The sequence below is a fragment of the Phyllobacterium sp. SL163 genome (assembly GCF_049896885.1).
GTDB lineage: Bacteria > Pseudomonadota > Alphaproteobacteria > Rhizobiales > Rhizobiaceae > Phyllobacterium > Phyllobacterium calauticae.
The window spans coordinates 70,040-95,949 of record NZ_JAFCVE010000007.1 but is presented as its reverse complement, the minus strand read 5'-3'; the positions used below and the strand labels follow the sequence as shown (position 1 = coordinate 95,949).

The following is a 25,910-nucleotide window of genomic DNA, read 5'->3' as shown; positions in this document are numbered from 1 at the left end:
TGGATTTTCCCAAATTCATTTTCACCAATCCATTTTCAGCGCCCGTCAACACGGCGCACAGACATTTAGCAGGAAAGGAAAGCAAAGCGGTCGCGGACCGAGGAGATTTGGAAATGTCGAGGCAATATCGCTGGGAACGGACTGTTGAGGGAACTGTGCAAGGCTTCCTCGAACGGGATGGTATTATCCTAAAGTGCTATTCCCCACCCGATTGTGCTTTTCAGAAAGACGATTACAACTCGTTGCATATTTCACTTATGCATATTTTTCTGATTTAGAGCGTGATCCCTATGACAATTTCATCGATGGGTGCCAAACAGGCAGACACGGACTTCCCGGTTCGATTTCAGTACAACGTCACCTACGCAGCGGCGGACCGTACCGGCAATCGCGTGGTCAGGGACCATTCTCTGGACGAGCTGACAGCGCGCTATATCGGGATTCTCTGGGACGACGGTTCGCACAAGGGCAATGTCAAATCCTTCCTGGGCGAGACCAGCGAGATTCTGGCCGGCAACCGGTTCAGTGTCTTCACCCAGGACATGCTCGATTCGGTGATCGGCACGCTCCGCGAGCGCGGTAACAGCAATGCAACCATCAACCGCAAAATGGCTGCTTTGAGCAAATTGCTTCGGAAAGCTTACAAGATGGGCGATATTTACAGCCTGCCCGAGTTTCGGCGGCAAAAGGAAAGACAGGGCCGGATTCGCTTTCTCGAACTGGAGGAAGAGGCCCGCCTGTTCTCGGCCATTCGCGCCAAATGCGAAGACAGCTATCGTTTGAGCATCTTTCTCGTCGATACGGGGTGCCGGCTCGGCGAGGCGATCGGGTTGAACTGGAACGATCTGCAGGAAAACCGCTCGACCTTCTGGCTGACAAAATCCGGGCGCAGCCGGACCGTGCCTTTGACCCGGCGCGCCCATGACGTCACCCAGATTCCACGCGGGCGCTTGAAGGGTCCGTTTGCCATGCACGATCAGCCGCGCTTCCGTGCCATCTGGAATGAAGCCAAGGCCGAGGTCGGATTGGGGACAGACGATCAGGTCGTGCCGCATATTTTGCGCCATACCTGCGCATCGCGGCTGGTGCGCGGCGGCATCGATATCAGGCGCGTGCAGATCTGGCTCGGCCACCAGACATTGCAGATGACCATGCGGTACGCGCATCTGGCAACGCATGATCTCGATCCCTGCGTTGTCGTGCTGGAGCAGAATTGACGACCGGCGCGGAAAAGCCGGATATTCGCGACTGCCCCATGCGATCAGAGGCCGGAGCGTTCGCAGCCTGCACCGCGCCCGATCGGCAAACGGCCTCAGAAGCGATAACGGATACCGATCGTATTGGCGTTTGAACCTTCCCCCATATTGCCGAAGGTTTCGCCGGCACCGGAGCGGTGATGCAATTGCCACGTCACTTCAAGGTTGGGCGCGCCGCCCCAGCGAAATGAAAGTTCCGGCCCGAGAAAGCCAAGGAAGGAAGCATCGCCATTATAGCGCAGTTCGCGTTCCTTCTCGATCTGGGTCTCGCCGGTTACCGCGCTGAAGCCGGCCGTGAATGCCGGGGAGATCACGACATTGCCGATAACGAGACCCTGGTGGCGCAGCCGGACGCCGGTCCAGATCTCGCCTGATGTGTCGTCGTCCTCACCGAACCGCAACGCGACACCGACGACGCCGCCAAGTTGAAATCCTGATCCGAGATTGTAGACATCGCGCCCATAGGTGACGCCGACCAGATAGTTCTTGGTGTAGTCCACATTGAAAAGATGGATGGCGCTGCCCGCGGTATCGCGTGCGAATGGTCCGCCCAGCAGCGTGACATCATTGCGCGTCGGCGCCTCTCCGGGCTGCAGGAAAGGATCCGTCGTGGCAAAATATATGAAGGGATGGGCCTTGCTGGCGGCCATTGCCTGACCGGAAGAAAACCCGAGAACTGCCGCGCTGACCAGCGCTCCAACACCAACCGAACGCCAAGATTTCATCTCTGCCCTCATGGTTCCTGAATAAGACGAGTCTGGCGCACACGATACAAAAAACGCGGGAAGAAGAAACACAAAATTAAACATAGGCATTTTGTTCTGGAAAATGCGTGGGGCTTGAATGGTTTGGCAGTGTCTGCCACCCCGGAAAAAGCCTGGACCCCGCGCATGGCGCCGGGTCCAGGCCTTTTGACTCATCACTGTGATTCCCTCAGTTTCGCTTCAGGTTGGGATAATCTCCCCCTCAGCTTCTGATGGTATCAAGCGCACGTTGTCACCTTCGGGCAACGTGAGGCTCGGCAATTCATCCCCCGATGATCCCCCCCTGCCGGGCCTCATTTCCGGCTTTGCAACAGCGTCAGTCAAGTATACCCAACCTCGACATGTTCAAAATCACCGTGAATCAGCGCATATATTACGTCTCTCAAAAAAAATCACAAGACAAGAGGGCAAAACAAGATACAGGCAAGAATTGCGTTCCTGTGTCAGTAAAACTGCCAAGAAAAAATTATTCCACGCGTCCGATAATACATGGGCTGTGCTGCGCCGCACTTTACCCCTCAGGCATCGGAACGATGCGCAGGCACTGATGCAGCCAGTGGCGGGCCGTCAACTGACAAAGCGGTTTCTGCCGGCGCATCGGCAGAGCGACGGTGCCGGCCCGCCGGCAGAATGGCTCCAGGTCTTGATTTCGCCATATCACGTAACATATAAAGTGTCATGAAATCTGCAAACCGGTTGCCGAGCACAGTTCCCTGCCCGGCGGATGTTCAAACCGATGCCATACCCGCGGGAGGCGCAAGCGCAATGACCCCATTTTCCGATCCGCAGGCCGTGGCGCGCTATGCCGACGGACCAACCCGTTTCGTGCCCGGCTTTGATGCCATGCAGCGCATGACCACGCTTCTGCTGGCCGAACGCGCCCCTGACGATGCCCGGGTGCTGGTTCTTGGCGCTGGCGGCGGGCTGGAATTAAAGATGTTTGCGCAGGCCCATCCGGGCTGGATCTTCGACGGCATTGATCCGTCCGCCGAGATGCTCCATCTGGCCGAACGGACGCTGGGGCCGCTGGCCGCGCGGGCGCGGCTGCAGCAGGGCTATATCGGCGATGCGCCTGACGGCCCCTACGATGCGGCGACGTGCCTGCTGACCCAGCATTTCATGGATATGAATGAGCGGCGGCGTACGGCAGCCGAAGTCAGGCGCCGCCTCAAGCCCGGCGCGCCGTTCGTCACCGCCCATCTCAGTTTCCCGCAAGGCGACGGCGCGCGTGCAACATGGCTATCGCGCTACGCCGCCTTTGCGGTCGCGGCCGGGCTTGATCCTGAAAAGGCAGCGAGCATGCAGCGGGCTGTCGACACAAAAACCCACATTCTTGCGCCCGAGCAGGACGAAGCAATCCTGATCGAGGCGGGTTTTGCGCGCGTCGAGCTGTTTTATGCGGCTTTCAGCTTTCGGGGCTGGGTCGCCTATGCCTGATGCGTATCGCGCATGGCGCGCCATTCCCGGATCGGATAGGCTGCACCGGGACGGGAGAACAAAGGGCAACCAGATGAAGTACCTGACTATTGCTGCGTGTATCGTGCTTGTTGCCGGAGGTGCCTTTTATGCGGCAACGTACAACGCCGCATACAGGCAGCAGAACGAACAAACGCAGCCAATGCGGGATGCCGAGAACGCATTTTATGACGCCGCCGGAGCAAAAGTGGGAGAAACCGAGAAGGTTCGCACCGTCTGCGAGAATTTTGCACGTGACCCGGCAATGAACGCCGAGCCGGTGAAAAGCTTTCTCAGCAAGTGCCGGCAGTTTGGTTTTCTGTAAAAACCTTCCAGACCCTCTTGCCGCCCCCCTGCTCGCGAAAGCTGGCCGCGTGTCTTCCAAAGTCCCATCCGCATGGAAGAAATGCTTTAGAGGATGAGAAAAACTTTGACGGCTCCCCGGACCCAGAACATAAATGAGTGACGGTTAAATTCTCAATGAAGATCAACAGGAACTGGAAACGCTATATTGAGAATTCTACTATTCCTAACTCTTCTCTTGCTGGCTGGTTGTGATGACCGCCCTGCCGGGTGGTCTGCCATTGTTTACCCGGATCGAACCGACCGAACAAAATTCGTCGTAACGCCGCATTTCACGTCCGTGTCGTACTGCCTGGATTCTGCGAAAGAGAAGATGAACGAAATCCAGGTCAATGGCCGCGGCGACTATCAGTGCGGCTATAATTGCGAGGAATACGGAGATCCTCATAGGAAGAATATCTGCGAGAAATACAGCAAGTAGGTCGCGGTCCTGTCTGGTTACGAGATCGCTGAGCCGCTTTAGACGGTCGATCTTGCCAGCATCAGTGATCGACATCCGCGTCTCGTGTTTGGGTATGCCAGCAGGCATTCGATTGCGAAGCCGCTTAACAAAGCCATCAAGGATTCGGGCCGCCAAAACTGACCAGCCACCAATTCGGGCGGCTCCACAAGCCGGGGGCTGCTGCTCGACACCCATATCCACGGCGATGCCGACCGGGAGGTGGCAAACCGGGTGTTTTCCGGCAAAACCCGCAAGAACAAACGGTGATTTGCTTGCGCCAATTTTGTGCGGTTTGTGTCTGACCATGACCGCTTCGTTCCGTTTTCCACGGCTCGGAACTGCAAAATAGAAAAATCAGAAAACTTGCACAAAGGCCTTGCCAACAAAGGGTTTCCTCTTTAGTCAGCGTCCTTGGAGAGGTGGCCGAGTGGTCGAAGGCGCTCCCCTGCTAAGGGAGTAGGCCCGTTAAACGGTCTCGAGGGTTCGAATCCCTTCCTCTCCGCCATTTTCCACGCTTGCCCTCCAAGACAGTTATCCCGCAGTGCAGACACTCGGACATCGCCGGTTGCCGTGCATGTCCCGGTCTGTCTGGCACGCCCCTTTCCGTCAGAGCGTTACCGCCCCGATCTGCTGCAGGACCCCCAGACGGTCGACTTGCAGCCATGCCCGGATCAGCTTGCCATCCTGCGCCTGATAGATGGCGATTCCCTGCTGAACCGCGGTCCTGCCGGTGGGCGCGATACCCGACAGCGGTCCCAGATGCGCCGCCTCGAAGCGCCAGCGCACGCAGACCCTGTCTCCCGCCGCAAACAGGTCTTCCAGCTCAAACCGCAGGCCGGGAAACGCCGTGATCATCCGTTCGACGGTCTGCCGGAAGCCTTGCGGCCCCTGCTCGCCGCCCGCGCCGACGAAACCCTCCGACAGATACTCCGGAAGCCGCTCGAGCAGGCGCGGATTGAGACAATCCTCATACAGGCCTTTGACAAGTTCAGACGGGGTCATGCTATACCTCAAATTGACAATATGCTGTCAATTTTGCATTTTGACAACATACTGTCAATATACCGCTGGAAATTCGGGAGATCATCATGCGCACCCCTCAGGGCGAAGAATTGAGCCGGCTCGTTTGGGACATCCTGCAAACCGCCGGCCGCCTGACCGAGGCCGGCAACCGGCTGAGTGCGCCGTTCGGATTGACCGCCGCGCGCTGGCAGGTCATGGGCGCGATCGTTCAGGAGGCCGCAACCGTGGCGGATGTCGCCCGCCACCTCGCCCAGACACGCCAGAGCGTGCAGCGGCTGGCCGATGAGCTGGTGCATGACGGGCTTGCGGCCTACGGCCCGAACCCGCGGCACCGCCGCGCCAGCCTGCTCAGCCCGACGTCTGAGGGGGCTGCGTCCTATGCGGCGCTGATGCGGCGCCAGGCCGAATGGGTGAATGCGCTGTCCGCCGGGATGCGGCTTGAGGATATCGCCGCGTCGAGGGATCTGCTGGCCACTCTCGGCGCGGCACTGGAGAGCAGCCGGCCATAGAAAAAGGCGGCTCTCGCGAGCCGCCCTTTCTGCATTCAAGCGTTCTGATGGGAATCAGAGACGGAAAACACCCAGCGGATACCAGTAGCCATCGCTGTGACGGCGATAGCCGCGGCGATGTTCACGGTAGCCCCGATGATTCTTCCAGTATCCCGGACGATAATCGCGGTTGTTGTAGTGCGGGCGGCGGCGATCGTCACGGCGATCCCAGCGACGGTCATCGCGGCGATCCCAACGGCGATTGTCGTGGCGGCGCCGCTCAACGTACTGCACCTGCTCGACATTGGATACGACCGGCGCCTTCTGGGCCGATACCGGTGCCGCATTCGAAGAAACGACCGAGGTCAATCCAACGAGAACCGCCAGCAAGCCGGCGGTAAACAGCGAAACAAGATTTTTCATTAGTCACTCCTATCGATTCATACCGGGGATAGGTGCGCCTTCAAGGATGAACAGAGTATGAACGGTATTGCTTTCACCTCGCCCGCAGCGCGCCTTATCCGGATATCGCCGCAGGCCGGGGACCCCGCAAACCGATGCAGTTGCCCCAGGGATCGCGCACCTGACACATGGCAAGACCATCCTGTATCGCCAGCGGCCCGCGATAGAGCGTGGCGCCCAGTTTTTCCACATGCGCCAGAGCCGCGTTAAAATCGTCCACGGCCCAATAGACAACGGAGCCGAAGGGCCCGGAGCCCACTTGCGCGTCTGCAGGCACGATTTCAAGGCAGACGCAGCCGAGCTGCAGGAACTCGAAATCAAATTCATCGAGCCGCGTGCGGACAGCCTCAGGAAAAGCGCGTTGATACCATGCAAGCCCCGCTTCGACATCGCCGACATGAACCAGAACCGCGGCAATGGGGTGGGATGTCGCGTGCATGGGGACCGGTCTCTTCTGCGGGATAGGTTTTGATCGGGATATCCGAGGCGGAATGCTGTGGCAACGGTCCAACTACGACTTTAAGCAGCGTTCGTGTTCGCCCCGTCGAGCAAAGCCTTGACGACAACCAGACGCTCGTCGGCGATGTCGCAGACATATTGGATTGCCGATTGCTGCCGCTCATTGCCGATATTGGCAGCGGCCATGAACCGCACTTCGACAAGATATTTCACTTCAGTCAGACGGTTCTGAGCATCAATGATTTTGCTTGATTCATGGCTCATGATAGGGCCTCAATAGGGTTGAAAATTAATCTAAAAATGTTTCAGACAAACATAATAGGCACCAAAACAATAAGGCTGGGCATCACTGTTTCACCGGCGTAAAAATCGCAACAGTGAGACGATAGTGCCTCACCAGGATTGGTGTCAACAAAAATCGTAACCGTGTAGCGAAAATGATCGATTTACAGTGCAAAATGGCGCGTGCGGCTTTGGGACTTGGGGTGCGTGATCTGGCAGCGCTTGCCCGCGTATCGACGGATACAATCGCCCGATTGGAACGTGGTGAGAGGCTGAAACCTGCGACCATCATGGCTATCGCAGCGGCTCTGGAAACAGCGGGGGTTATCTTTGAGGCGGATGGTGAAACGGTGAATGGTGGTCCAGGGGTGAGACTGCGGATGAAAGAATGATCCGGCCTGCCGCGCTTCCAGCAAGAAACAGACGCTAGGCCCCGGCTTCCCGCTTCAACTCCGCCGCTGTCGCCTCCAATCCCGCAAGGGCAAAGCGCTGGAAATGGGCGATGATGGTTTCCTGCGCACCGGGCGCCGGTGCGAAGAGATCGGGCAGAACCTGCGACAGCAATTGGCGGTTGCCGAGCAGCAGCATGGCAAAGGGCGAGACCATATTGAGCAAACACCGCCCCACCGCCGGATGGTCGGCGGGCACCCCCAGAATATCGGCAACGAGCCCGGTTACCACCTGTTTCTTCGGCAGCACCTCCTGATTCAACAGCACGGGAAAGGCCTGGGATGGCGCGAGAATCTCGCGGCTCAATACCCGCAGCACCCATGTGGATGAAGCCGGGGCGATGATTGCCGCGGCAATCAGTCCGATGAGGATTTTCAGCTTGTCGATGGAAGCCCCCGGTCCCTGCGCCAGCGCCACCAGCCGGTCATAGGTCAGCAGCCGCCGGTGCGCCTCGACCAGCACCGCGGCATAGAGCCCTTCAATGCCGCCATAATAATAATTCACCGCGGCCGAATTGCTCCCGGCCCGTTCGGCGATCTCCTTGCCCGTGGCGCGGTCAAAGCCCTTTTCGGCAAAGATTTCGCCTGCCGCTTCCAGAATCTGGGCCTTGGTCGAAGCGCCGTCCTCGCGCCGTCCGGGAAGTTTTCGAGGTGTTTTGCGTATCATGCCCGTACAGTAACCCAGATTTGAAAGGATTAAAAGTTCAAATTGAAATTCAAATTTGACATAATGCGCATACGGCCTGTATGATGGCGCATGAGCAAAATTCTTCGCATTCTCATTCCGCTGATCCTTATCGCCGCCCTCGCCGGCGGAGCCTGGTGGTACTATCGCCCGTCATCGGCGAACGATGCGCTGACGCTGTATGGCAATGTCGATCTGCGGCAGGCATCGCTTGCCTTCAACGGGTCGGAGCGGATTGCCGAGGTGCTGGCGGAAGAAGGCGATGTGGTGGGCAAGGGCCAGGTGCTGGCGCGGCTCGATACCAGCCGCCTTGCCCCGCAGGTGCAGCAGGCGGAGGCAACCGTCGCCGCCCAGCAGGCCGCCCTGCTCCAGCTGAAAAACGGCAGCCGGCCTGAGGAAATTGCCCAGGCGCGCGCCAATCTGGTGTCGGCACAGGCCGACGCGCTGAACGCCAAGGCGCAATTCGAGCGCCAAAGCGTGCTGACCGCCAATGCCACCGCCAGCAAGCAGGACCTTGATACGGCGCGCGCGGCGGCAGCGGTTGCCGACGCCAAGGTGGACGTGGCGCAAAGTGCGCTGGCGCTTGCCATCGCCGGGCCGCGTGTTGAGGAAATCAGCCAGAGCGAGGCGCAGTTGCGCGGCAGCGAGGCGCAACTGGCGCTCATGCGCCAGCAGCTTGCCGATGCACAGCTTTTTGCGCCGTTTGATGGCGTCGTGCGCTCGCGGCTGATGGAACCGGGCGAGATTGCAGCGCCCAGCAAGCCGGTGTTTTCGCTGGCAACGCGCGGCACGAAATGGGTGCGCGCCTATGTCTCCGAAACCAATCTCGGCCATCTGCGCCCCGGCATGCGGGCCAGGATCACCACCGACAGTTTTCCCGATCAGCCGCTGGACGGCTGGGTCGGCTTTATCTCGCCGGTAGCAGAGTTCACCCCGAAAACCGTGGAGACGACGGACCTGCGCACCAGCCTCGTCTATGAGGTGCGCGTCTTTGTCGAGGACCAGAAGGATGTGCTGCGGCTCGGCATGCCGGCCACCGTCACGTTGCAGCCGGATGCCGCGCCGCACGCGATTGCGCCAATGGCGGACACAAAACCATGACCGCCGCCGCGCCAGCCTCCCCCGTCACGGCGCGGTCCATCCACAAGACGTTCCACCGCGATACCGGCGAAACGGTCAAGGCGCTCGACGATGTCTCGTTTGAGGCGCGCCACGGGACGGTGACCGCCCTTGTCGGGCCAGACGGCGCGGGCAAGACGACGATCCTGCGGCTGATGGCCGGGCTGATGGCGGCCGAGAGCGGCGAACTCAAGGTGCTCGGCATCGATGTCGCGGCCGATCCGCAGGCGGTGCAGAACCGCATCGGCTACATGCCGCAGAAATTCGGTCTTTATGAGGATCTGAGCGTCCAGCAAAATCTCGATCTTTATGCGGACCTGCATGGCATCACCCCGGACCAGCGCCGCGAGATTTATCCGCGGCTGATGGACATGACCAATCTTGGCCGCTTCACCGAACGGCTGGCGGGAAAGCTCTCCGGCGGCATGAAGCAGAAGCTCGGTCTTGCCTGCACGCTGGTGCGCTCGCCGGAATTGCTGCTGCTCGATGAGCCGACCGTCGGCGTCGATCCGCTGTCGCGGCGGGAACTGTGGCAGATCGTGCTGAAACTGGTGCGCGAAGACGGCCTGACGGTCGTCGTCAGCACCTCCTATCTCGACGAGGCCGAGTTCTGCGACCATGCGGTCGTCATGCATCTGGGCAAGGTGCTGGCGCAGGGCAAGCCCGACGAGATCACCGCCCGCGCGAAAGGCAATGTGTTCATCGCCAAGCCGCAGGACGGCATGAATGCCCGCTCGCTGCAGGCGCGGCTGTTCCGTCATGACGGCGTGGTGGATGCGGTGCCGGAAGCAGGCAAGGTGCGCATCGTCCGGCAACCGGGTTTCAACGGCAAACTCAGCGTCGACGGCCGGCCGGTGGCGCTGACAGCAACGCCGCCGCGTTTCGAGGACGGCTTCATGGTGCTGTTCAGCGCCGTGGCGGGCGAAGGCCATTCCAGCAGCCTGGAGCTGCAGCGCGCGGCAGACGCGGCACGCAAGGACGAGATTTCCGTGGAGGTGCATGACCTCGTGCGCATGTTCGGGGATTTCGCCGCGGTGAACCATGTCAGTTTCCTGGTGAAGCGCGGCGAGATTTATGGGCTGCTCGGCCCGAACGGCGCGGGCAAGAGCACCACATTCCGCATGCTGTGCGGGCTGATTCCCGCAACCAGCGGAACATTGCGGGTTGCTGGTGCGGATTTGCGCACGGCGCGCGCGGAGGCGCGGCAGAATCTGGGCTATGTCGCGCAGAAATTCTCGCTCTATGGCGACCTCTCGGTGGACGAAAACCTGGATTTCTTCGCCAGCGCCTATGGCCTGCGCGGTGCCAAAAAACGCGAACGCATCGACTGGTCGAAGCAGCAGTTTGAACTCGGTGAACTGGCGACGCTGCCGAGCGGCCAGCTGCCCGGCGGGTTCAAGCAGCGCCTGGCCATGGCCGCCGCGCTGTTGCACGAACCGGATATCCTGTTCCTCGACGAGGCGACGAGCGGCGCCGATCCCCTCGCCCGGCGCGAATTCTGGGGACGCATCACCGCGCTGTCGGAACAGGGTGTAACGGTCATCGTCACCACGCATTTCATGGAAGAAGCGGAATATTGCGACCGGATCATGATCATGGATGCCGGGCGCAATCTCGCCGAGGGAACGCCCGCCGACATCCGTGGCCATGCCAAACCGCAGGACGGGCGCGAGCCGAACATGGAGGATGCATTCATCGCCATTGTCGAGGAATCGCGCAGCGCCGCCGAAACAAGGGGCAAGGCCGCATGAGCACACCCGTCCCGATCCAGCATCATGGCAGCCTGCGGCGCATCCTGGCGCTGGTGCGCAAGGAATCCTGGCAGGTGATCCGCGATCCCAGCAGCATCGCCGTCGGCATCGTCATGCCGATGATGCTGCTGATCCTGTTCGGCTACGGCCTGTCGTTCGATCTGAAGAACCTGCCGGTCGCCCTCGTGATGGAAGAGAATTCCGCCGAAGCGCGCGGCGCGGTGTCGGGTTTCGAGCTTTCGGACTATTTCCAGACCCATCCGGTCAAGACCATGGCGGAGGCCGAGCGGCTGCTCAAGGACAAGACCGTCAGCGGCATCGTGCGCATTCCGCCGCAATTTGCCCGAAACGTTGCGCTGGGCAATGGCGATATCCAGATCGTCGTCAACGGCACCGATGCCAATACGGCGCGCATTTCGCTGGCCTATGCGCAAGGCGCCGTTGCCACGTGGCTGGCGCGGCAGGCGGCCGAAGGCAGGATCACAAGCAATGGCGCTTCCGTGGAGATACAGACGCGGCTCTGGTTCAACGAGGCCAATGAAAGCAGCTATTTCCTCGTGCCGGGGCTGATCGTGCTGGTCATGACGCTGATCGGCGCACTCCTGACCGCGCTCGTCATGGCGCGGGAATGGGAGCGCGGCACCTTCGAGGCCCTGTTCGTTACGCCGGTGCGGCCGGTTGAAATCCTGCTCGGCAAGATCATTCCCTATTTCGTTCTCGGCATGCTCGGGCTGGCATTGTCCGTTGTCGGCAGCCAGATCCTGTTCCATGTGCCGCTGCGCGGCTCGCTGTGGATACTCGTCATCGTCTCGATGCTCTATCTGATCGTGGCGCTCGGCATCGGCCTGCTGATTTCATCGGTCACCAAGAGCCAGTTCGTTGCCAGTCAGGTCACCCTCGTCGTCACCTTCCTGCCCGCGATGATGCTGTCCGGCTTCATGTTCGACATCCGCAGCATGCCGCTCGTCATCCAGTTCATCACCTATATTTTCCCCGGCCGCTATTTCGTCAGCGTGCTGCAGACCCTGTTTCTCGCCGGCGATATCTGGGGAGTGATCCTGCCCAATGCCGCGGTGCTCGCGGTGATGGCAACGGTGCTGATGGCCGCTTCCGTGCGGGCAACGCGCAAGAAACTCGGGTGAAGCCGTCATGATCCAGTCGCTCTTCCGCATCATCGCCCTTATCCGCAAGGAACTGCTGGCAATGCTGAAGGACCCCAAGAGCCGCATCGTACTGGTGGTGCCGCCGATCATGCAATGCCTGGTCTTCGGCTATGCCGCGAGCTACGACCTCAACAACGTGCCCTACGCCCTTCTCGATCACGATCACAGCGCCGCCTCGATGGCGCTGGCCGCACGGTTTGACGGTTCCGCGACGTTCACCCGTATCGCCACTCTGCAGCGGACAGGCGATATCGCCGGTTACATCAACAACAGGCGCGTTCTATTGGTGCTGGTCATCGACCAGGACTTTGAAAAGAACCTGATGGCCGGAAAGCCTGCCCAGTTGCAGGTTATCGCCGACGGGCGCAATTCCAATACGGCGGGCACGGCACAGGGGTATGTCAGCGCCATCGTGACGGATTTCACCCATCGCTGGCGTGCCGAGAACGACCAGGCCGCCAATACCGGAATCACGGTGACGACACGCGCCTGGTACAACCCGAGCCTGGAGACGCGCTGGAACATGATCCCGTCACTGATCGGCACCATCACCATGATGATGACGATGATGCTGACGGCCATGTCCGTGGCTCGCGAGCGGGAGGCGGGAACGCTCGACCAGCTGCTGGTCACGCCCTTCCGCCCCTCCGAAATCATGGTGGGCAAGGCCCTGCCGTCGATGATGGTGGGCACCACGCAGGCAACGCTCATCCTGCTCGTCGCGCAGCTGTGGTTCCAGATCCCCTTCGCCGGGTCCTACCTCATTCTTTATATGGGATTGATCCTGTTTCTGGCGGCGGCGGTCGGCATCGGGCTTTTCCTGTCGTCGCTGGCCGCGAACATGCAGCAGGCGATGATCTTTTCCTTCGTGCTCTTGATGCCGTTCATGCTGCTGTCAGGCCTGACGGCGCCCATCGGCAACATGCCGGATATCCTGCAATATTTCACACTGATCAATCCGCTGCGCTATGCCATCAGCATCACGCACCAGGTCTATCTGGAAGGCGCGGGCATTCGCCAGCTCCTGCCGGAAATGCTGGCGCTCATCGGCATTTCCGTGGTGACACTGCCGGTTTCATCCTGGCTGTTCCGTCACCGGCTGGTGTGAAAATCCTGGACGACCTGATTGCGTGGTGCGTGGTTCGACAAGCTCACCATGAGGGATGTTGTTGATGACAAAGCCAATCGGATATGTCGCAGAATATGGCTCCTTGCAATCTACTCCCTCCCTCATGGTGAGCTTGTCGAACCACGCACTGAAGGGAATGCCAGTCGTCCGTGATCAGCCCGGCCAGCAGCGCATGGCGATATCGATCAGCCTGTAAAGCTCTTCCCGCGCGGTTCCGCTCGATGCCTGTACCGCGGTACCCTGGGATACGGTCATGATAAACCGGGCGATATCTTCCGCATCGCACTCGGTTTTCAGGTCACCCTCGCGTTTCGCCCGGGCAAAACGCCGCGCCAGTGCCTTCTGGCCCATATTGCGCTTTTCGATGATGGTTTTCTGGATGGCGGCGGCGGCATCGCTGCAGCCCATGGCCGCATTGATTCCCATACACCCCGAAGGATTGCAGTCGCAGGTCTGCGCATCGGCAAAGCCGTGCAGAATATCCATGGCGACGGTGCGTGCGTCCGGCTGCTCCAGCGCTTTCCAGAAAAACGCCATGTAATTCTGCTCATAGCGCTCCAGCGCCATGCGGAACAGTTCTTCCTTGTTGCCGAAGGCGCCGTAAAGGCTTGGCTTGGTGATACCCATGCCGTCCGTCAGGTCAGTGATGGATGTGCCCTCGTAGCCCTTGCGCCAAAAAAGTTCGAGCGCAGTCTGCAGTGCCTCATCGGCATCAAATTCCCTCGGCCGTCCCATGGACAAGACTCCCTAGAAGAAATATACCGCTCGGTATAAAATCCAATTGACAGCCACCGTACCGCAGCCTTATATCTCGTTTTATACCGATCGGTATCGATCGTCAACGATCCAATTTCGTTTAGCCACTCCCAATGGCGATACAACTTTCAAAGCAGGATGACCACGATGTCAATCAGCACTTACAAAAGATCACTCTATGTCGGCGGCTTTATTGTGGCGCTGGCAGCCGTGGGTTCGACCCAACTGTTCGATCTTGGCAAGAGCCATGCCGAAACCAGCAAGCAGGCCGCGCCCGTGGCAACGCCCGTTTCCGTCGCTGTCGTCCAACCGAAGCTCATCACCCGGTGGAGCGAGTTCTCCGGCCGCCTCGAAGCCATCGACCATGTCGACCTTCGTTCGCGCGTCGCCGGGGCCATCCAGTCCGTCGCCTTCAAGGAAGGTGCGCTGGTCAAGCAGGGCGACCTCCTCGTCAAGATCGATCCGGCTCCCTATGAAGCCGAGGTCGCGCGGGCAAAGGCCGCCGTCAGCGCCGCCGAATCGAAACTGTCCCTCGCCAAGAACGAACTGGAACGCGGCAAGCGCCTGATCGATTCGCGCACGGTGTCCCAGAGCGACTATGACCAGCGCATCAACGTCCAGAGCGGCGCACAGGCCGATCTCGAAGCGGCACAGGCCGGGCTCAAGACCGCCATGCTCAATCTCGATTACACGGAAATCCGTGCGCCCATCAGCGGCCGCGTCGGCCGCATCGAAATCACCGCCGGCAATCTGATCGCCTCCGGTCCCAGCTCGCCGCTGCTGACCACCATCGTCTCGATCAGCCCGATCTATGCCAGCTTCGAGGCCAATGAGAACACCGTGGCACAGGCCCTCGCCGACCTGCCGCAGGGTCTCAACAGCCGCGATTTCTCCGACCGCATCCCCGTCGTGATGGACGTTTACGGCCAGAGTGACGTGAAGGGCAAGCTGCAGCTGATCAACAACAGCGTCGATGTCGCCAGCGGCACGGTCAAGGTACGGGCGGTGTTTGACAATGCGGACGGCAAGTTCATGCCGGGCCAGTTTGCCAAGCTGCGCATGGGCACGGCCAACGAAAAGCAGGAACTGCTGGTCGATGAAAAGGCTGTCGGCACCGACCAGAGCAAGAAGTTCGTCATGGTGGTCAACGACAAGAACATCGTCGAATACCGCGAGATTTCGCTCGGGGCACCGGCGGAAGGCCTGCGTATCGTCACCAGCGGCCTGCAGCCGGACGAAAAGATCGTCGTCAACGGCTTGCAGCGCATTCGTCCCGGCTCGCTCGTCGCTCCTGAAATGGTCGCCATGGGCGCTGCAGCGCACAATTTGCAGGCCTTGGCCACCGATCCAGCCAAGACACAACAGTAATCGCATCAAAGCCCCGCAACGGGCAGGCGGATAGTGACATGAATATCTCCAATTTCTTCATCGACCGCCCGGTCTTCGCGGGCGTTCTGTCTTTCGTGATTTTCCTCGGCGGCCTGATCGCCCTGACGGCCATGCCGGTATCGGAATATCCGGATGTCGTGCCGCCATCCATCGTGGTGCGCGCGCAATATCCGGGTGCCAACCCGAAGGTCATTGCCGAAACCGTGGCAACGCCGATCGAGGAACAGATCAACGGCGTTGAAGGCATGCTCTACATGGGCAGCCAGGCAACCACCGACGGCCAGATGACCCTGACCGTGACTTTCGCCATCGGCACCGACCCCGACAAGGCGCAGCAGCTGGTGCAGAACCGTGTATCGCAGGCCGAACCCCGCCTGCCGCAGGAGGTGCGCAGCCTCGGCATCACCACGGTGAAGAGCTCGCCGGACCTGATGCTGGTGGTCAACCTCATTTCGCCCAACAACCGCTATGACATCACCTATCTGCGCAACTACGCGCTGATCAACATCAAGGACCGGCTCGCCCGCATCAATGGTGTCGGCGACGTGCAGCTGTTCGGCTCGGGCGATTATTCCATGCGCGTATGGCTTGATCCGCAGAAGACGGCGGAGCTTGGTCTTTCGGCAACGGATGTTCTCAATGAAATCCGCGCGCAGAACGTCCAGGCCGCAGCGGGCGTCATCGGCGCCTCCCCCAGCCCCAACGGTGTTGACCTGCAATTGTCGGTGAACGCGCAGGGCCGGTTGCAAACCGAGGAAGAATTCGGTCAGATCATCGTCAAGACCGCCGCCAATGGCGCGATCACGCATCTGCGCGATATCGCCCGTATCGAGCTTGGCGCTGCCCAGTATTCGCTGCGCTCCCTGCTCGACAACAAGCCGGCCGTCGCCATCCCCGTTTTCCAGGCACCGGGCTCCAACGCCATCCAGATCGCCGATCAGGTGCGTGCGGTCATGGACGAGATGAAGCTGACCATGCCGGAAGGCGTCAGCTACGAGATCGTTTATGATACGACGCAGTTCGTCCGCGCCTCCATCGAAGCCGTTGTTCACACGCTGCTGGAAGCCGTTGTGCTCGTCGTTCTCGTGGTCATCCTGTTCCTGCAGACATGGCGCGCCTCGATCATCCCGCTGATTGCGGTTCCGATCTCGATCATCGGTACGTTCGCCGTCATGCACCTCTTCGGCTTCTCGGTGAATGCGCTGAGCCTGTTCGGCCTCGTGCTCGCCATCGGCATCGTGGTGGATGACGCGATCGTGGTGGTGGAAAACGTCGAACGCAACATCGAAAACGGTCTGGCGCCACGTGCGGCAACCGTTCAGGCGATGCGCGAAGTGTCGGGTCCGATCATCGCCATTGCGCTGGTGCTGGTTGCAGTTTTCGTGCCGCTTGCCTTCATCAGCGGCCTGACCGGACAGTTCTACCGCCAGTTCGCGCTGACCATTGCCATCTCGACCGTCATCTCCGCCTTCAACTCGCTGACCCTGTCGCCGGCCCTCGCCGCCCTGCTTCTGAAAGGCCATGACGAGCCGAAGGATGCGCTGACGCGGTTCATGGACAAGACGCTGGGCTGGCTGTTCCGCGGGTTCAATGCCGTGTTCACACGCGGCGCCAACGGCTACAGCCGCGGCGTCACCGCCGTCATCTCGCGCAAGACCGTGATGATGGGCATCTATGTCCTGCTGATCGGTGCGACGGCCTTCATGTTCAAGAGTGTTCCCGGCGGGTTCGTGCCGCCGCAGGACAAGCAGTATCTCGTCGGCTTCACCCAGCTGCCGGATGGTGCAACGCTTGACCGCACGGAGGCCGTCGTTCGCCGCATCGGTGACATCGCCCTGAAGATCCCGGGCGTGCAGAGCACCATTGCGTTCCCCGGCCTGTCGATCAACGGTTTCACCAACAGCTCCAATGCCGGTATCGTCTTCGTCTCGCTCAAGCCATTCGAGGAGCGCAAGACGCCTGACTTAAGTGCCGGAGCGATTGCCAAGGCGCTGAACATGCAGTTGTTCGGCATCAAGGAATCGTTCAGCGCCGTGTTCCCGCCTCCCCCTGTTCAGGGTTTGGGCGCCATCGGCGGCTTCAAGTTCCAGATCGAGGACCGCAACGGCCTGGGCTATCAGGCACTGGACGACGCCACCAAGGCGTTCCTTGCCAAGGCTGCCGCCGCTCCGGAACTCATCGGCCTGTTCTCCAGCTATCAGATCAACGTTCCCCAGCTTTACGCCGATGTGGACCGTGCCAAGGCACGCCAGCTCAATGTCTCGCTGCCGGAAATCTTCAACACGCTGCAGATCTATCTCGGCTCCGTCTATGTCAACGACTTCAACAAGTTCGGGCGGACCTATTCGGTCCGCATGCAGGCCGATTCCGGCTTCCGGGCGAAGGCGGAAGACATTGGCGACCTGAAGGTCCGCTCGGGTTCGGGTGAAATGATCCCGCTGTCGGCCCTGCTCAAGGTGCAGTCGAGTGCCGGACCCGACCGCGCCATGCGTTACAACGGCTTCCTCGCAGCCGATGTGAACGGCAACGCGGCGCCGGGCTTCTCTTCCGGGCAGGCGCGTGCTGCCGTCGAACGCATCGCCGCCGAGACCTTCCCGGCCGGCATCGGCTATGAATGGACGGAGCTTACCTATCAGGAGATCATCGCCGGCAATTCCGCCTACCTGATCTTCCCGCTGTCGATCCTGCTGGTGTTCCTGGTGCTGTCGGCCCAGTACGAAAGCCTGTCCCTGCCGCTGTCGATCATCATGATCGTCCCGCTCGGTTTGCTCGCCGCCCTCTTCGGCGTCTGGCTGACCGCCGGTGACAACAACGTCTTCACGCAGATCGGGCTGATCGTGCTGGTGGGTCTCTCAGCCAAGAATGCCATCCTGATCGTGGAGTTCGCGCGGGAACTGGAGTTTGCGGGATCAACGCCGTTCAAGGCGGTGATCGAAGCCAGCCGCCTGCGGCTGCGCCCGATCCTGATGACCTCGCTTGCCTTCATCATGGGCGTGGTTCCGCTCGTCACGTCAACGGGCGCCGGTTCGGAAATGCGCAGCGCCATGGGCGTGGCCGTGTTCTCCGGCATGATCGGCGTGACGCTGTTCGGCCTGTTCATGACACCGGTCTTCTACGTGCTCGTTCGTGCCATGACCGGCAACCGGCCGCTCAAGCATGCGAGTCAGGGAAGCCACTTCGACGGCGAATCAAGCCACAATTCGGCCATGGTTCATCCCGCCCCGGCTCCGGCCGAGTAAAAAACACGCGCGGTGCGCAGGTTTTTCCGCCTGTGCACCGCGCGAATCAAGTCACTGAAACCACATTGTTTTCTTCGGCATTGACAGGCAAAAGGCCCGCCGGACGGGCCGTTCACAAAGACGTTTGGGGCCTGAACGTGCTTTTTGGGGTGACAAAAAGTTTCAAACTGTTACAGTTGCGTGACCAAGCCGACTATCGGCACTGACGAGCATGACCGGGTTTCGCGTTCCGCGGAGGTCGTTTAAATCAGGAGCAGACTTTGACAAGCGTTGCACCAGCCAATGACAACAGAAAGATCAGCGACGGATTCTTCCCTCTGGTCTTGTTCCTTGTGGTCACAGAAATCGCGGCAACCGTGCTGCTGACTTTGCCAAATTGGTATTGAAACCCAAACAGGCGGAAGCCAGCATGTCGATCCTGCCCCTGCTGGCAGGAATGATCATTATCGTGATGCTTGCCGGCGTCCTCATCGTCTGACCGGACTTTATTTTCCAGGACATTTTTGCCTCTCCGGCAATTCCTCCATCCAATCAATCAATTGGGATAACACGAGCGGATGCTCTGTGATAATCTCGGCCTGTTGAACTGATTTGGCCGCCGTCTCGCGCAGGAGAACGGCGGCATGGAGAGCCCAATGAAACGTGCAACCTGTTCGGTGTTGCTACTCATTCTGTTCGTTGCCGGATGCCAGACCATCACCCCGGAAGAACGGCGCGCCATCGATGGCCGGACCTGTTCGTCCTATGGTTTCAAGCGGGGCACCGACGCCTTTGCCCGCTGCCTGCTCGACCTTGAACTGGACCGCCGTGCCACAAGCCGGGCTCAATTCGATGACATGCGATTCAATTCGCCGCCCCTGATTATCTATGGGGGCCGCCATTACCGCTGGTAAGTTATAAACAGGGGACAGCGATGTCCCTTGACGGGTTTTGAAACTTCACGAAAAGGTCGTGAACTCTTTTGGCACCCGTCAAAACACAGACGAATCAAGAAGGATAATATTGATGCGAAGCCTGTTTTTTGCCGTAGCGGTGGCTGCGGGACTTTTTGCTGCTGAAAGCCAGGCGCAAGGTATGCCCAATGCCGCTGCCCCCAGTGTCAATGCTCCCGGTGCCAATGCGCAAGCCACACGCGTTCGCCCTGAACAGGATGCCATGTCCGCACGCATCCGGAAGAACCGGCCGGCCAAACGGACCTATGCGCGCGAAGAAAGCCGGCGGCAGCTGACCGCGGAATATAATCGCCGCGCCCGGGTTTTCGGCCGGGCCAGCGCCGACCGCTGGCTGGCGACCCAGCGCCCCTGACCTATCCCTGCCATTGCCTTCCGTACATCTGCCGGTGACCCGTCGGCGGATTTTTTGCTGTTGCGGGCCCGTCTTGACAAAGACCCCTGGTTCGCACGACTATTGCCGGGCTGCGTAGGGCGCATCGACGTGCGGTCGAAAGGGCAATGCCCGCCTGCGTCAAATGACAACAGATGCGCCAATGCCGAACCTCGAAAACCTCAGAAAGCAAGCCAAGCAGTATCTGCGCTGGCATCGTGAACGGTACCATCCCGTTGCCGCCGAAATCCGGGCCGCCCTGCCGCGGTTCCGGCATCTCGATGACAAGGACGTGCTGGATGCGCCGTTCAGGCTCAGCGATGCGCAGGAACTTGTGGCACGCCAGCGCGGTTTCGAAGGGTGGCAGGCGCTCCTATCAGGAGCCTACACCATGAGCACCCCCATCCATCAACCCGCGCCGCGCGCCGTCCTCAGTTCCATTGCTGCCCAGCTTTTCGTCGCCGATATCCAGCGATCATGCGATTTCTACACCCGCAAACTCGGCTTTGCCGTTGATTTCCTCTATGGAGAGCCGCCGTTCTACGGACAACTCATCCGCGACCGGGCCAAGCTTGCCTTGCGGCTGGTCTGCGAGCCTGTCTTTGCCGGCGATATCCGCAGCCGGGAGCATCTGCTTTCCGCTTCAATCGCCGTCGACAGCGCGGCGGAGATCAAGCAGCTTTTCCTCGATTTCCAGGCGGCGGGCGTGTCCTTTCACCAGACGCTGAAGAAGGAGCCTTGGGGCGCGAGAAACTTCATCGTGCTCGATCCGGACGGCAATCTCATTCTGTTTGCCGGCCCGGCTGACTGAGCGGCCGGATTGCGCGCACCACACATCCCGGCATTTTCACGGCTTGTTGTCTTGTCACTGCCGGATTCCTGTGGATGTAAGGAGCCACGTGATCAGGGAAAGACAGCAGCGTGATCAAGTTTCCATGGAATGACCGCGCAGGAAAGCCGTCGGCCATCAAAATCGCAGCCCTCATTGCTGCCTTTGTCCCTCTGGTGTTCATCACCACGGGCTACAAGGTCAATATTCTCGGGCCGCGTCCGATCACGGAAGCCATTCACCAGACCGGCGACTGGGCGATCCGCTTCTTCCTGATCTCGCTCGCCATAACGCCGCTGCGCCATATCACCCGCTGGAACAGGCTTATCCTGATCCGGCGCATTCTCGGCCTCACCGCCCTCGCCTATGCCGCCCTGCACTTCTCGCTCTACATCGTTGACCAGAACGGCAACCTGCTGCGAGTGGCCAGCGAGATCTGGCTGCGCATCTATCTGCTGATCGGCTTCACCGCATTGCTTGGCCTGGTTGCGCTCGGCGTGACCTCCACCGATGGCATGATCCGGCGCATGGGCAGGAACTGGAACCGGCTGCACATGCTGGCCTATCCGCTGGCAGCGCTCGGCGTCCTGCACTTTTTCATGCAGTCGAAGGCCGATGTCACGCAGGCGACGCTGATGGCGGGTTTTCTCATCGCGCTGCTGCTCTACCGCTTTGCCCATGCGCGCGGCTTTGCCCTGTCTTCGCCGTGGACGCCGCTTGCCATTGCCGTGCTGGCGGCGCTTGGAACCGCCCTTGCCGAATATGCCTGGTTCGCGCTCGCCACCCGAATTCCGCCGATGCGGGTGCTGCTGGCCAACCTCTCCTTCGCCTATTCGATCCGCCCGATGTGGTGGGTGCTGGCGGCGGCGCTGCTTCCGGCCCTGTGGGTTGGCATAAAGCCGGCGGCCAACCGGCAAGGCCGCAAACTCAATCCTGTTACACCGAAATAAGAGACAGGTTTTGCTTTTCACCGCCGGAAAAAATGCTATCGCTGTGGCCATGGAACCGCAGCTTACCCCCCTGATTGAATCGCTCCCCTCCACCGTGCCCTTCGTCGGACCGGAAACACTGGAACGCCAACGCAACCGGCCATTTCGCGCCCGGCTTGGCGCCAACGAAAACGGGTTTGGACCGGCACCATCGGTGATCGCAGCCATGCGCGCCGCCGCGCCGGAGGTGTGGAAATATTGCGACCCGGAGAATTTCGACCTGAAGGCGGCGCTCGCCGCGCATCTCGCCGTCACGCCGCGCAATGTCGTGGTCGGCGAAGGCGTTGATACCCTGCTGGGGCTGACGGTTCGCCAATATGTGCGCGAGGGAACGCCGGTTGTCACCTCGCTCGGCGCCTATCCCACCTTCAACTTTCACGTGGCCGGGTTCGGCGGGCAGCTTGTCACTGTTCCCTACCGGGATGACCGGGAAGACCTTGATGCCCTGCTGGACGCCGTCATTCGCGAAAAGGCGCCACTGGTCTATTTCTCCAATCCCGACAACCCCATGGGGACATGGCACGAGGCAGCGGCGATCGAAGCCTTCGTCGCCGCCCTGCCCGAAACCACCCTGCTGATCCTCGACGAAGCCTATGGCGAGACCGCCCCGGCTTCCGCCCTGCCCGCCATCGACGTCTCGCGGCCCAACGTGCTGCGTATGCGCACTTTTTCCAAGGCCTATGGCCTGGCCGGCATGCGCTGCGGCTATGCCATTGGCGCGGAAAGCCAGATCACCGCCTTCGACAAGATTCGCAACCATTTCGGCATGAACCGCATGGTGCAGATCGCTGCGCTGGCCGCCCTTGCCGACCAACCCTATCTCAACACGGTGGTGGCGCGGATCATTGCCGGGCGCGACCGAATCGCAGCCATCGCCGCCAGGAACGGCCTTGCCGCCATCCCTTCGGCCACCAATTTCGTCACCATCGACTGCGGGCGCGATGGGACCTACGCCGCCAGCGTGCTGAGCGGTCTCATCGAGCGCGACATTTTCGTCCGCAAGCCCATGGCCCCCGTGCTTGACCGCTGTATTCGTGTCAGTGTCGGACTGGACGAGGAACTGGACCTGTTTGAGGAAAAGCTCGCCGAGACACTGGCTGCACTCAAGTAAATCTGGATAGCAGACTGCGAGAGCAGATCAGAACCGCACCGACATGGACTGGAACCGAACATGGCATTGAATGGCGACACCCACCTTGGTGATACCAACAGCGGCACCCTCCACCAGCACACGATCAATCGGACATTCGCCTGCCTCGGCGGCCTGATCGGCGCCGCTGGCATCGCCGCCTATGCAGCCGCCGCGCACAGCGCCAGTCCGCATATGGCAACGATTGCGCCCATCTTGTTCATCCACGCCCCGGCTTTCCTCGCGCTTGCGGTACTGGCGAAAATCAGCCGCGCGGCCTATGGCGGCGGCCTCGCGCTGTTGCTCGGCCTCCTCCTGTTCATCGGCGATCTCGCTTCCCGCGATATCACCGGTGACCGCCTGTTCCCCGGCGCCGCACCTGCAGGCGGTACACTGCTCATCCTTGGCTGGCTGCTCGTTGCCGCCACAGCCTTCCGCACATTCGATTTCAGGAAATAGCTGCCACGATACAGAGAGGCATCACGCCCTGCAGCCGGGACGATGAGATCAGCTTATTCCCTTCAGCTTGTTGTTGCACAGCTTGTAGTAACCACCGCCTTTCTCGATCCAACGCATGCCGCCCAGCGTATTGTTGTCCTTGTTGATGTGATAGTGCTCCAGACAGGTGTGCATGCGCGCCTTGGCCGGTTTCTCCGCCGCAAATTTGCTGGAAACGGCACTCGGAAACACGAGTGATTTCGGCACCCCGGCCGTCGGGGCGGCCTTTGGCGCAATCTCCGGTTTTGTCTCCGGTGACTCAGTTTCCGCCGCCGCAGACGCCGCTTTTGCGCATTCCTGTTTGCGGAATTCGTTCCAGCCCGTTGTGCTGCCTGCCGCTTGCGCAGCTTTGTACCTGGCACTGCAGTCCTTCATTGAAACGGCCTGCGCCGGCACACCCCCTGCCAGCAGAACAATTGCAGCGCCCAGCGCAGGCAACAGATGTTTGAATTCTCGACCAACCATGCTGTTCAACTCTCAGTCTTATGAAAAACGCTATTCAATCAAAGGCATATTGAAGACTGGCAATGAACTGAATCTACCCGATTTTGCGCCGTGGCACCATCGGGCGCCCCTTATCACTTCGTCTGAGAGCCTTCGTCCCGCAGTTGTGCAAACCAGTATCGAGGGTTGAATTTCTCCTTGAATGAATTGAACGTTCGTTTTATTAAAGCTGCATGGCTCGAACAATTGGCTCAGACGGCGAGAAGACCCAGGCAGCGATTCATGTCGCGGCACGGCGGCTGATCGCCAAGGTAGGCTATGAGGCCATGTCGATGCGCCAGTTGGCGGAACAGGTCGGCGTGCAGGCGGCGGCCCTCTACCGCTATCACCCGACCAAGCAGGAGCTGCTGTTCGCGGTGATGCGCGACCACATGGACCGGCTGCTGGCGGCCTGGCAGACCGAGAGCCAGACCCTGACCACGCCGTTCGAACGTCTTGCCGCCTTCATCCGTTTTCACATCCGTTACCATGTGGAGCGGCGGGACGATGTGCACATTGCCAATATGGAACTGCGCAGCCTGCAGGGTGACAAGCTCGCCATTCTGGTGGAATTGCGGGCGGTCTACGAGAACGAGCTGCGGCTGATCCTCGAAGCGGGCAGCGCATCCGGTCAATTCGATATCGACGACATTCCGCTGACGACCCGGGCCATCATTGCGATGACCACCGGCGTGAATGTCTGGTTTCGTCCGGACGACAGGCTTACTGTCACGCAGATTGCGGAAAAATACGTCACTATGGGATTGCGCCTCGTGGGCGCCAAGAATGTCACGACAAAGGACATGGGAGAGTAGCATGTATCAGTCAGGTCTGCGATTTGGACTTTCAGATGATCTCGAAGCGCTGCGCGAGACGGTGCACCGGTTCGCGCAGGAACGCATCGCACCGCTTGCCGCCGAAACGGACCGGTCCAACCAGTTCCCCATGCATCTCTGGCAGGAAATGGGCGCGCTCGGCCTGCTCGGAATGACGGCAAACCCGGATTTCGGCGGCTCGGGCCTCGGCTATCTCGCCCATGCCATTGCCGTGGAGGAGATTTCCCGGGCATCGGCGTCCGTCGGCCTGTCCTACGGCGCGCATTCCAACCTTTGCGTCAACCAGATCAACCGCTGGGGCACAGACGCGCAGAAGGCGAAATATCTGCCGAAGCTGTGTTCGGGCGAGCATGTGGGCTCACTCGCCATGTCCGAGCCCGGTGCCGGCTCCGACGTCGTGTCGATGAAACTGCGGGCCGACAAGAAGAATGACCGCTATGTGCTGAACGGCAACAAGATGTGGATCACCAATGGTCCCGATGCCGATACGCTGGTGGTCTACGCCAAGACCGACCCCGCCGCCGGGTCGCGTGGCGTGACGGCGTTTCTGGTTGAGAAAGGCGTCAAGGGTTTCAGCACGGCGCAAAAGCTCGACAAGCTCGGCATGCGCGGCTCCAACACCTGCGAACTGGTATTCGAGGATTGCGAGATCCCGTTCGAGAACGTGCTCGGCGAAGAGGGCAAGGGCGTGCGCATCCTCATGTCCGGCCTCGACTATGAACGGGTCGTGCTTGCCGGCGGCCCGCTCGGCATCATGGCTGCCTGCCTCGACGTGGTGGTGCCCTATGTGCATGAGCGCAAGCAGTTCGGCCAGCCGATCGGCGAATTCCAGCTGATGCAGGGCAAGCTTGCCGATATGTACACGACGATGAACGCCTCGCGTGCCTATGTCTACGCCGTGGCTGCCGCCTGCGACCGCGGCGAGACCACGCGCAAGGATGCCGCCGGCTGCATTCTCTATGCGGCGGAGAAGGCCACCTGGTGTGCTCTGGAAGCCATCCAGGCGCTGGGCGGTAACGGCTACATCAACGATTACCCGACGGGACGCCTGCTGCGCGACGCCAAGCTCTATGAAATCGGCGCTGGCACCAGTGAAATCCGCCGCATGCTGATCGGGCGCGAAATGTTCGGTGAGAGCGCCTGAATGGC

At 60.3% G+C, this 25,910-nt stretch carries 28 protein-coding genes and 1 tRNA gene; 20 read left to right on the top strand and 9 right to left on the bottom strand.

Annotated features, from left to right (window positions below; genetic code table 11):
* The first annotated feature begins 290 nt into the window (after positions 1-290).
* Positions 291-1,217 (top strand): tyrosine-type recombinase/integrase, encoded by a 927-nt coding sequence (locus ACP7B1_RS16485; protein ID WP_403171207.1) that lies wholly within the window; start codon positions 291-293, stop codon positions 1,215-1,217.
* 95 nt (positions 1,218-1,312) lie between these two features.
* Here the strand turns inward: ACP7B1_RS16485 and ACP7B1_RS16480 are convergent, their stop codons facing one another.
* A complete protein-coding gene (locus tag ACP7B1_RS16480) occupies positions 1,313-1,981 on the bottom strand; it encodes a hypothetical protein (protein ID WP_346306530.1) in 669 nt (222 codons plus the stop codon).
* 804 nt (positions 1,982-2,785) lie between these two features.
* Between ACP7B1_RS16480 and ACP7B1_RS16475 the strand changes: the two genes are divergently transcribed.
* Both ACP7B1_RS16475 and ACP7B1_RS16470 read left to right on the top strand, forming a co-directional pair.
* Entirely contained in the window at positions 2,786-3,457 is a 672-nt protein-coding gene (locus tag ACP7B1_RS16475) for a class I SAM-dependent methyltransferase (RefSeq protein WP_346306531.1), read from the top strand.
* Positions 3,458-3,530: 73 nt separating this feature from the next.
* Positions 3,531-3,800 (top strand): hypothetical protein, encoded by a 270-nt coding sequence (locus ACP7B1_RS16470; RefSeq protein WP_346306532.1) that lies wholly within the window; start codon positions 3,531-3,533, stop codon positions 3,798-3,800.
* 204 nt (positions 3,801-4,004) lie between these two features.
* Here ACP7B1_RS16470 and ACP7B1_RS16465 read toward each other — a convergent pair whose 3' ends face one another.
* Positions 4,005-4,586, bottom strand: coding sequence for a hypothetical protein (locus ACP7B1_RS16465; protein WP_346306533.1), 582 nt, complete (start codon positions 4,584-4,586; stop codon positions 4,005-4,007).
* Positions 4,587-4,693: 107 nt separating this feature from the next.
* Here ACP7B1_RS16465 and ACP7B1_RS16460 point away from each other — a divergent pair.
* Positions 4,694-4,785, top strand: a tRNA-Ser gene (locus tag ACP7B1_RS16460).
* A 101-nt stretch (positions 4,786-4,886) separates the two neighbouring features.
* On the opposite strand, the gene ACP7B1_RS16455 is transcribed toward ACP7B1_RS16460, so the two are convergent.
* A complete protein-coding gene (locus tag ACP7B1_RS16455) occupies positions 4,887-5,282 on the bottom strand; it encodes an ester cyclase (protein ID WP_346306534.1) in 396 nt (131 codons plus the stop codon).
* An 86-nt stretch (positions 5,283-5,368) separates the two neighbouring features.
* Between ACP7B1_RS16455 and ACP7B1_RS16450 the strand changes: the two genes are divergently transcribed.
* Complete coding sequence (locus ACP7B1_RS16450; protein WP_346306535.1) at positions 5,369-5,812, top strand: MarR family winged helix-turn-helix transcriptional regulator; 444 nt, start codon at positions 5,369-5,371, stop codon at positions 5,810-5,812.
* A 54-nt stretch (positions 5,813-5,866) separates the two neighbouring features.
* Here ACP7B1_RS16450 and ACP7B1_RS16445 read toward each other — a convergent pair whose 3' ends face one another.
* The 3 genes from ACP7B1_RS16445 to ACP7B1_RS16435 form a co-directional block, all read right to left on the bottom strand.
* The gene (locus ACP7B1_RS16445; protein ID WP_346306536.1) at positions 5,867-6,214 is read right to left on the bottom strand and encodes a hypothetical protein; all 348 of its coding nucleotides are present in this window, start codon (positions 6,212-6,214) and stop codon (positions 5,867-5,869) included.
* Between the two features lie 94 nt (positions 6,215-6,308).
* A complete protein-coding gene (locus ACP7B1_RS16440) occupies positions 6,309-6,692 on the bottom strand; it encodes a VOC family protein (RefSeq protein ID WP_346306537.1) in 384 nt (127 codons plus the stop codon).
* Positions 6,693-6,772: 80 nt separating this feature from the next.
* Positions 6,773-6,976, bottom strand: coding sequence for a hypothetical protein (locus ACP7B1_RS16435; RefSeq protein ID WP_346306538.1), 204 nt, complete (start codon positions 6,974-6,976; stop codon positions 6,773-6,775).
* A gap of 173 nt (positions 6,977-7,149) precedes the next feature.
* Between ACP7B1_RS16435 and ACP7B1_RS16430 the strand changes: the two genes are divergently transcribed.
* On the top strand, positions 7,150-7,386 hold the full coding sequence (locus ACP7B1_RS16430) for a helix-turn-helix transcriptional regulator (RefSeq protein WP_346306539.1): 237 nt from the start codon (positions 7,150-7,152) through the stop codon (positions 7,384-7,386).
* 34 nt (positions 7,387-7,420) lie between these two features.
* Here ACP7B1_RS16430 and ACP7B1_RS16425 read toward each other — a convergent pair whose 3' ends face one another.
* Complete coding sequence (locus ACP7B1_RS16425; protein ID WP_426137119.1) at positions 7,421-8,110, bottom strand: CerR family C-terminal domain-containing protein; 690 nt, start codon at positions 8,108-8,110, stop codon at positions 7,421-7,423.
* A gap of 90 nt (positions 8,111-8,200) precedes the next feature.
* On the opposite strand from ACP7B1_RS16425, the gene ACP7B1_RS16420 reads away from it, so the two are divergent.
* From ACP7B1_RS16420 to ACP7B1_RS16405, 4 genes are read left to right on the top strand one after another with little or no spacing between them, the layout of a single operon-like run.
* Complete coding sequence (locus ACP7B1_RS16420) at positions 8,201-9,229, top strand: HlyD family efflux transporter periplasmic adaptor subunit (protein ID WP_346306541.1); 1,029 nt, start codon at positions 8,201-8,203, stop codon at positions 9,227-9,229.
* Entirely contained in the window at positions 9,226-10,998 is a 1,773-nt protein-coding gene (locus ACP7B1_RS16415; protein WP_346306542.1) for an ATP-binding cassette domain-containing protein, read from the top strand. The genes ACP7B1_RS16420 and ACP7B1_RS16415 overlap by 4 nt, the downstream gene beginning before the upstream one ends.
* Positions 10,995-12,140: an ABC transporter permease gene (locus ACP7B1_RS16410; protein WP_346306543.1), complete on the top strand. Its 1,146-nt coding sequence runs from the start codon at positions 10,995-10,997 to the stop codon at positions 12,138-12,140. Before ACP7B1_RS16415 ends, ACP7B1_RS16410 begins: the two co-directional genes overlap by 4 nt.
* 7 nt (positions 12,141-12,147) lie before the next feature.
* The gene (locus ACP7B1_RS16405; protein WP_346306544.1) at positions 12,148-13,269 is read left to right on the top strand and encodes an ABC transporter permease; all 1,122 of its coding nucleotides are present in this window, start codon (positions 12,148-12,150) and stop codon (positions 13,267-13,269) included.
* A 174-nt stretch (positions 13,270-13,443) separates the two neighbouring features.
* Here the strand turns inward: ACP7B1_RS16405 and ACP7B1_RS16400 are convergent, their stop codons facing one another.
* A complete protein-coding gene (locus tag ACP7B1_RS16400) occupies positions 13,444-14,025 on the bottom strand; it encodes a TetR/AcrR family transcriptional regulator (RefSeq protein WP_346305988.1) in 582 nt (193 codons plus the stop codon).
* A gap of 168 nt (positions 14,026-14,193) precedes the next feature.
* Here ACP7B1_RS16400 and ACP7B1_RS16395 point away from each other — a divergent pair, with 168 nt between their 5' ends.
* The 8 genes from ACP7B1_RS16395 (at position 14,194) to ACP7B1_RS16360 (ending at position 23,403) form a co-directional block, all read left to right on the top strand.
* Entirely contained in the window at positions 14,194-15,414 is a 1,221-nt protein-coding gene (locus ACP7B1_RS16395; RefSeq protein WP_426137118.1) for an efflux RND transporter periplasmic adaptor subunit, read from the top strand.
* Positions 15,415-15,452: 38 nt separating this feature from the next.
* Positions 15,453-18,674: a multidrug efflux RND transporter permease subunit gene (locus ACP7B1_RS16390; RefSeq protein ID WP_346305990.1), complete on the top strand. Its 3,222-nt coding sequence runs from the start codon at positions 15,453-15,455 to the stop codon at positions 18,672-18,674.
* 635 nt (positions 18,675-19,309) lie between these two features.
* Positions 19,310-19,567: a hypothetical protein gene (locus ACP7B1_RS16385; protein ID WP_223611335.1), complete on the top strand. Its 258-nt coding sequence runs from the start codon at positions 19,310-19,312 to the stop codon at positions 19,565-19,567.
* 112 nt (positions 19,568-19,679) lie between these two features.
* On the top strand, positions 19,680-19,979 hold the full coding sequence (locus ACP7B1_RS16380) for a hypothetical protein (protein WP_346304928.1): 300 nt from the start codon (positions 19,680-19,682) through the stop codon (positions 19,977-19,979).
* Positions 19,980-20,160: 181 nt separating this feature from the next.
* The gene (locus ACP7B1_RS16375; RefSeq protein ID WP_346304929.1) at positions 20,161-20,808 is read left to right on the top strand and encodes a VOC family protein; all 648 of its coding nucleotides are present in this window, start codon (positions 20,161-20,163) and stop codon (positions 20,806-20,808) included.
* A gap of 110 nt (positions 20,809-20,918) precedes the next feature.
* Positions 20,919-21,776 (top strand): protein-methionine-sulfoxide reductase heme-binding subunit MsrQ, encoded by an 858-nt coding sequence (locus ACP7B1_RS16370; protein ID WP_346304930.1) that lies wholly within the window; start codon positions 20,919-20,921, stop codon positions 21,774-21,776.
* A 49-nt stretch (positions 21,777-21,825) separates the two neighbouring features.
* Positions 21,826-22,926 (top strand): pyridoxal phosphate-dependent aminotransferase, encoded by a 1,101-nt coding sequence (locus ACP7B1_RS16365; RefSeq protein ID WP_346304931.1) that lies wholly within the window; start codon positions 21,826-21,828, stop codon positions 22,924-22,926.
* 60 nt (positions 22,927-22,986) lie between these two features.
* Complete coding sequence (locus ACP7B1_RS16360; RefSeq protein WP_346304932.1) at positions 22,987-23,403, top strand: DUF423 domain-containing protein; 417 nt, start codon at positions 22,987-22,989, stop codon at positions 23,401-23,403.
* Positions 23,404-23,451: 48 nt separating this feature from the next.
* Here ACP7B1_RS16360 and ACP7B1_RS16355 read toward each other — a convergent pair whose 3' ends face one another.
* Entirely contained in the window at positions 23,452-23,907 is a 456-nt protein-coding gene (locus ACP7B1_RS16355; RefSeq protein ID WP_346304933.1) for a hypothetical protein, read from the bottom strand.
* Between the two features lie 212 nt (positions 23,908-24,119).
* On the opposite strand from ACP7B1_RS16355, the gene ACP7B1_RS16350 reads away from it, so the two are divergent.
* Together ACP7B1_RS16350 and ACP7B1_RS16345 are read left to right on the top strand one after the other, a co-directional pair.
* Positions 24,120-24,740: a TetR/AcrR family transcriptional regulator gene (locus ACP7B1_RS16350; protein ID WP_346304934.1), complete on the top strand. Its 621-nt coding sequence runs from the start codon at positions 24,120-24,122 to the stop codon at positions 24,738-24,740.
* 1 nt (position 24,741) lies between these two features.
* Positions 24,742-25,905 carry an isovaleryl-CoA dehydrogenase gene (locus tag ACP7B1_RS16345; RefSeq protein ID WP_426137117.1) on the top strand — a complete coding sequence of 388 codons (1,164 nt, stop codon included), beginning with the start codon at positions 24,742-24,744 and terminating at the stop codon, positions 25,903-25,905.
* Positions 25,906-25,910: the final 5 nt, after the last annotated feature.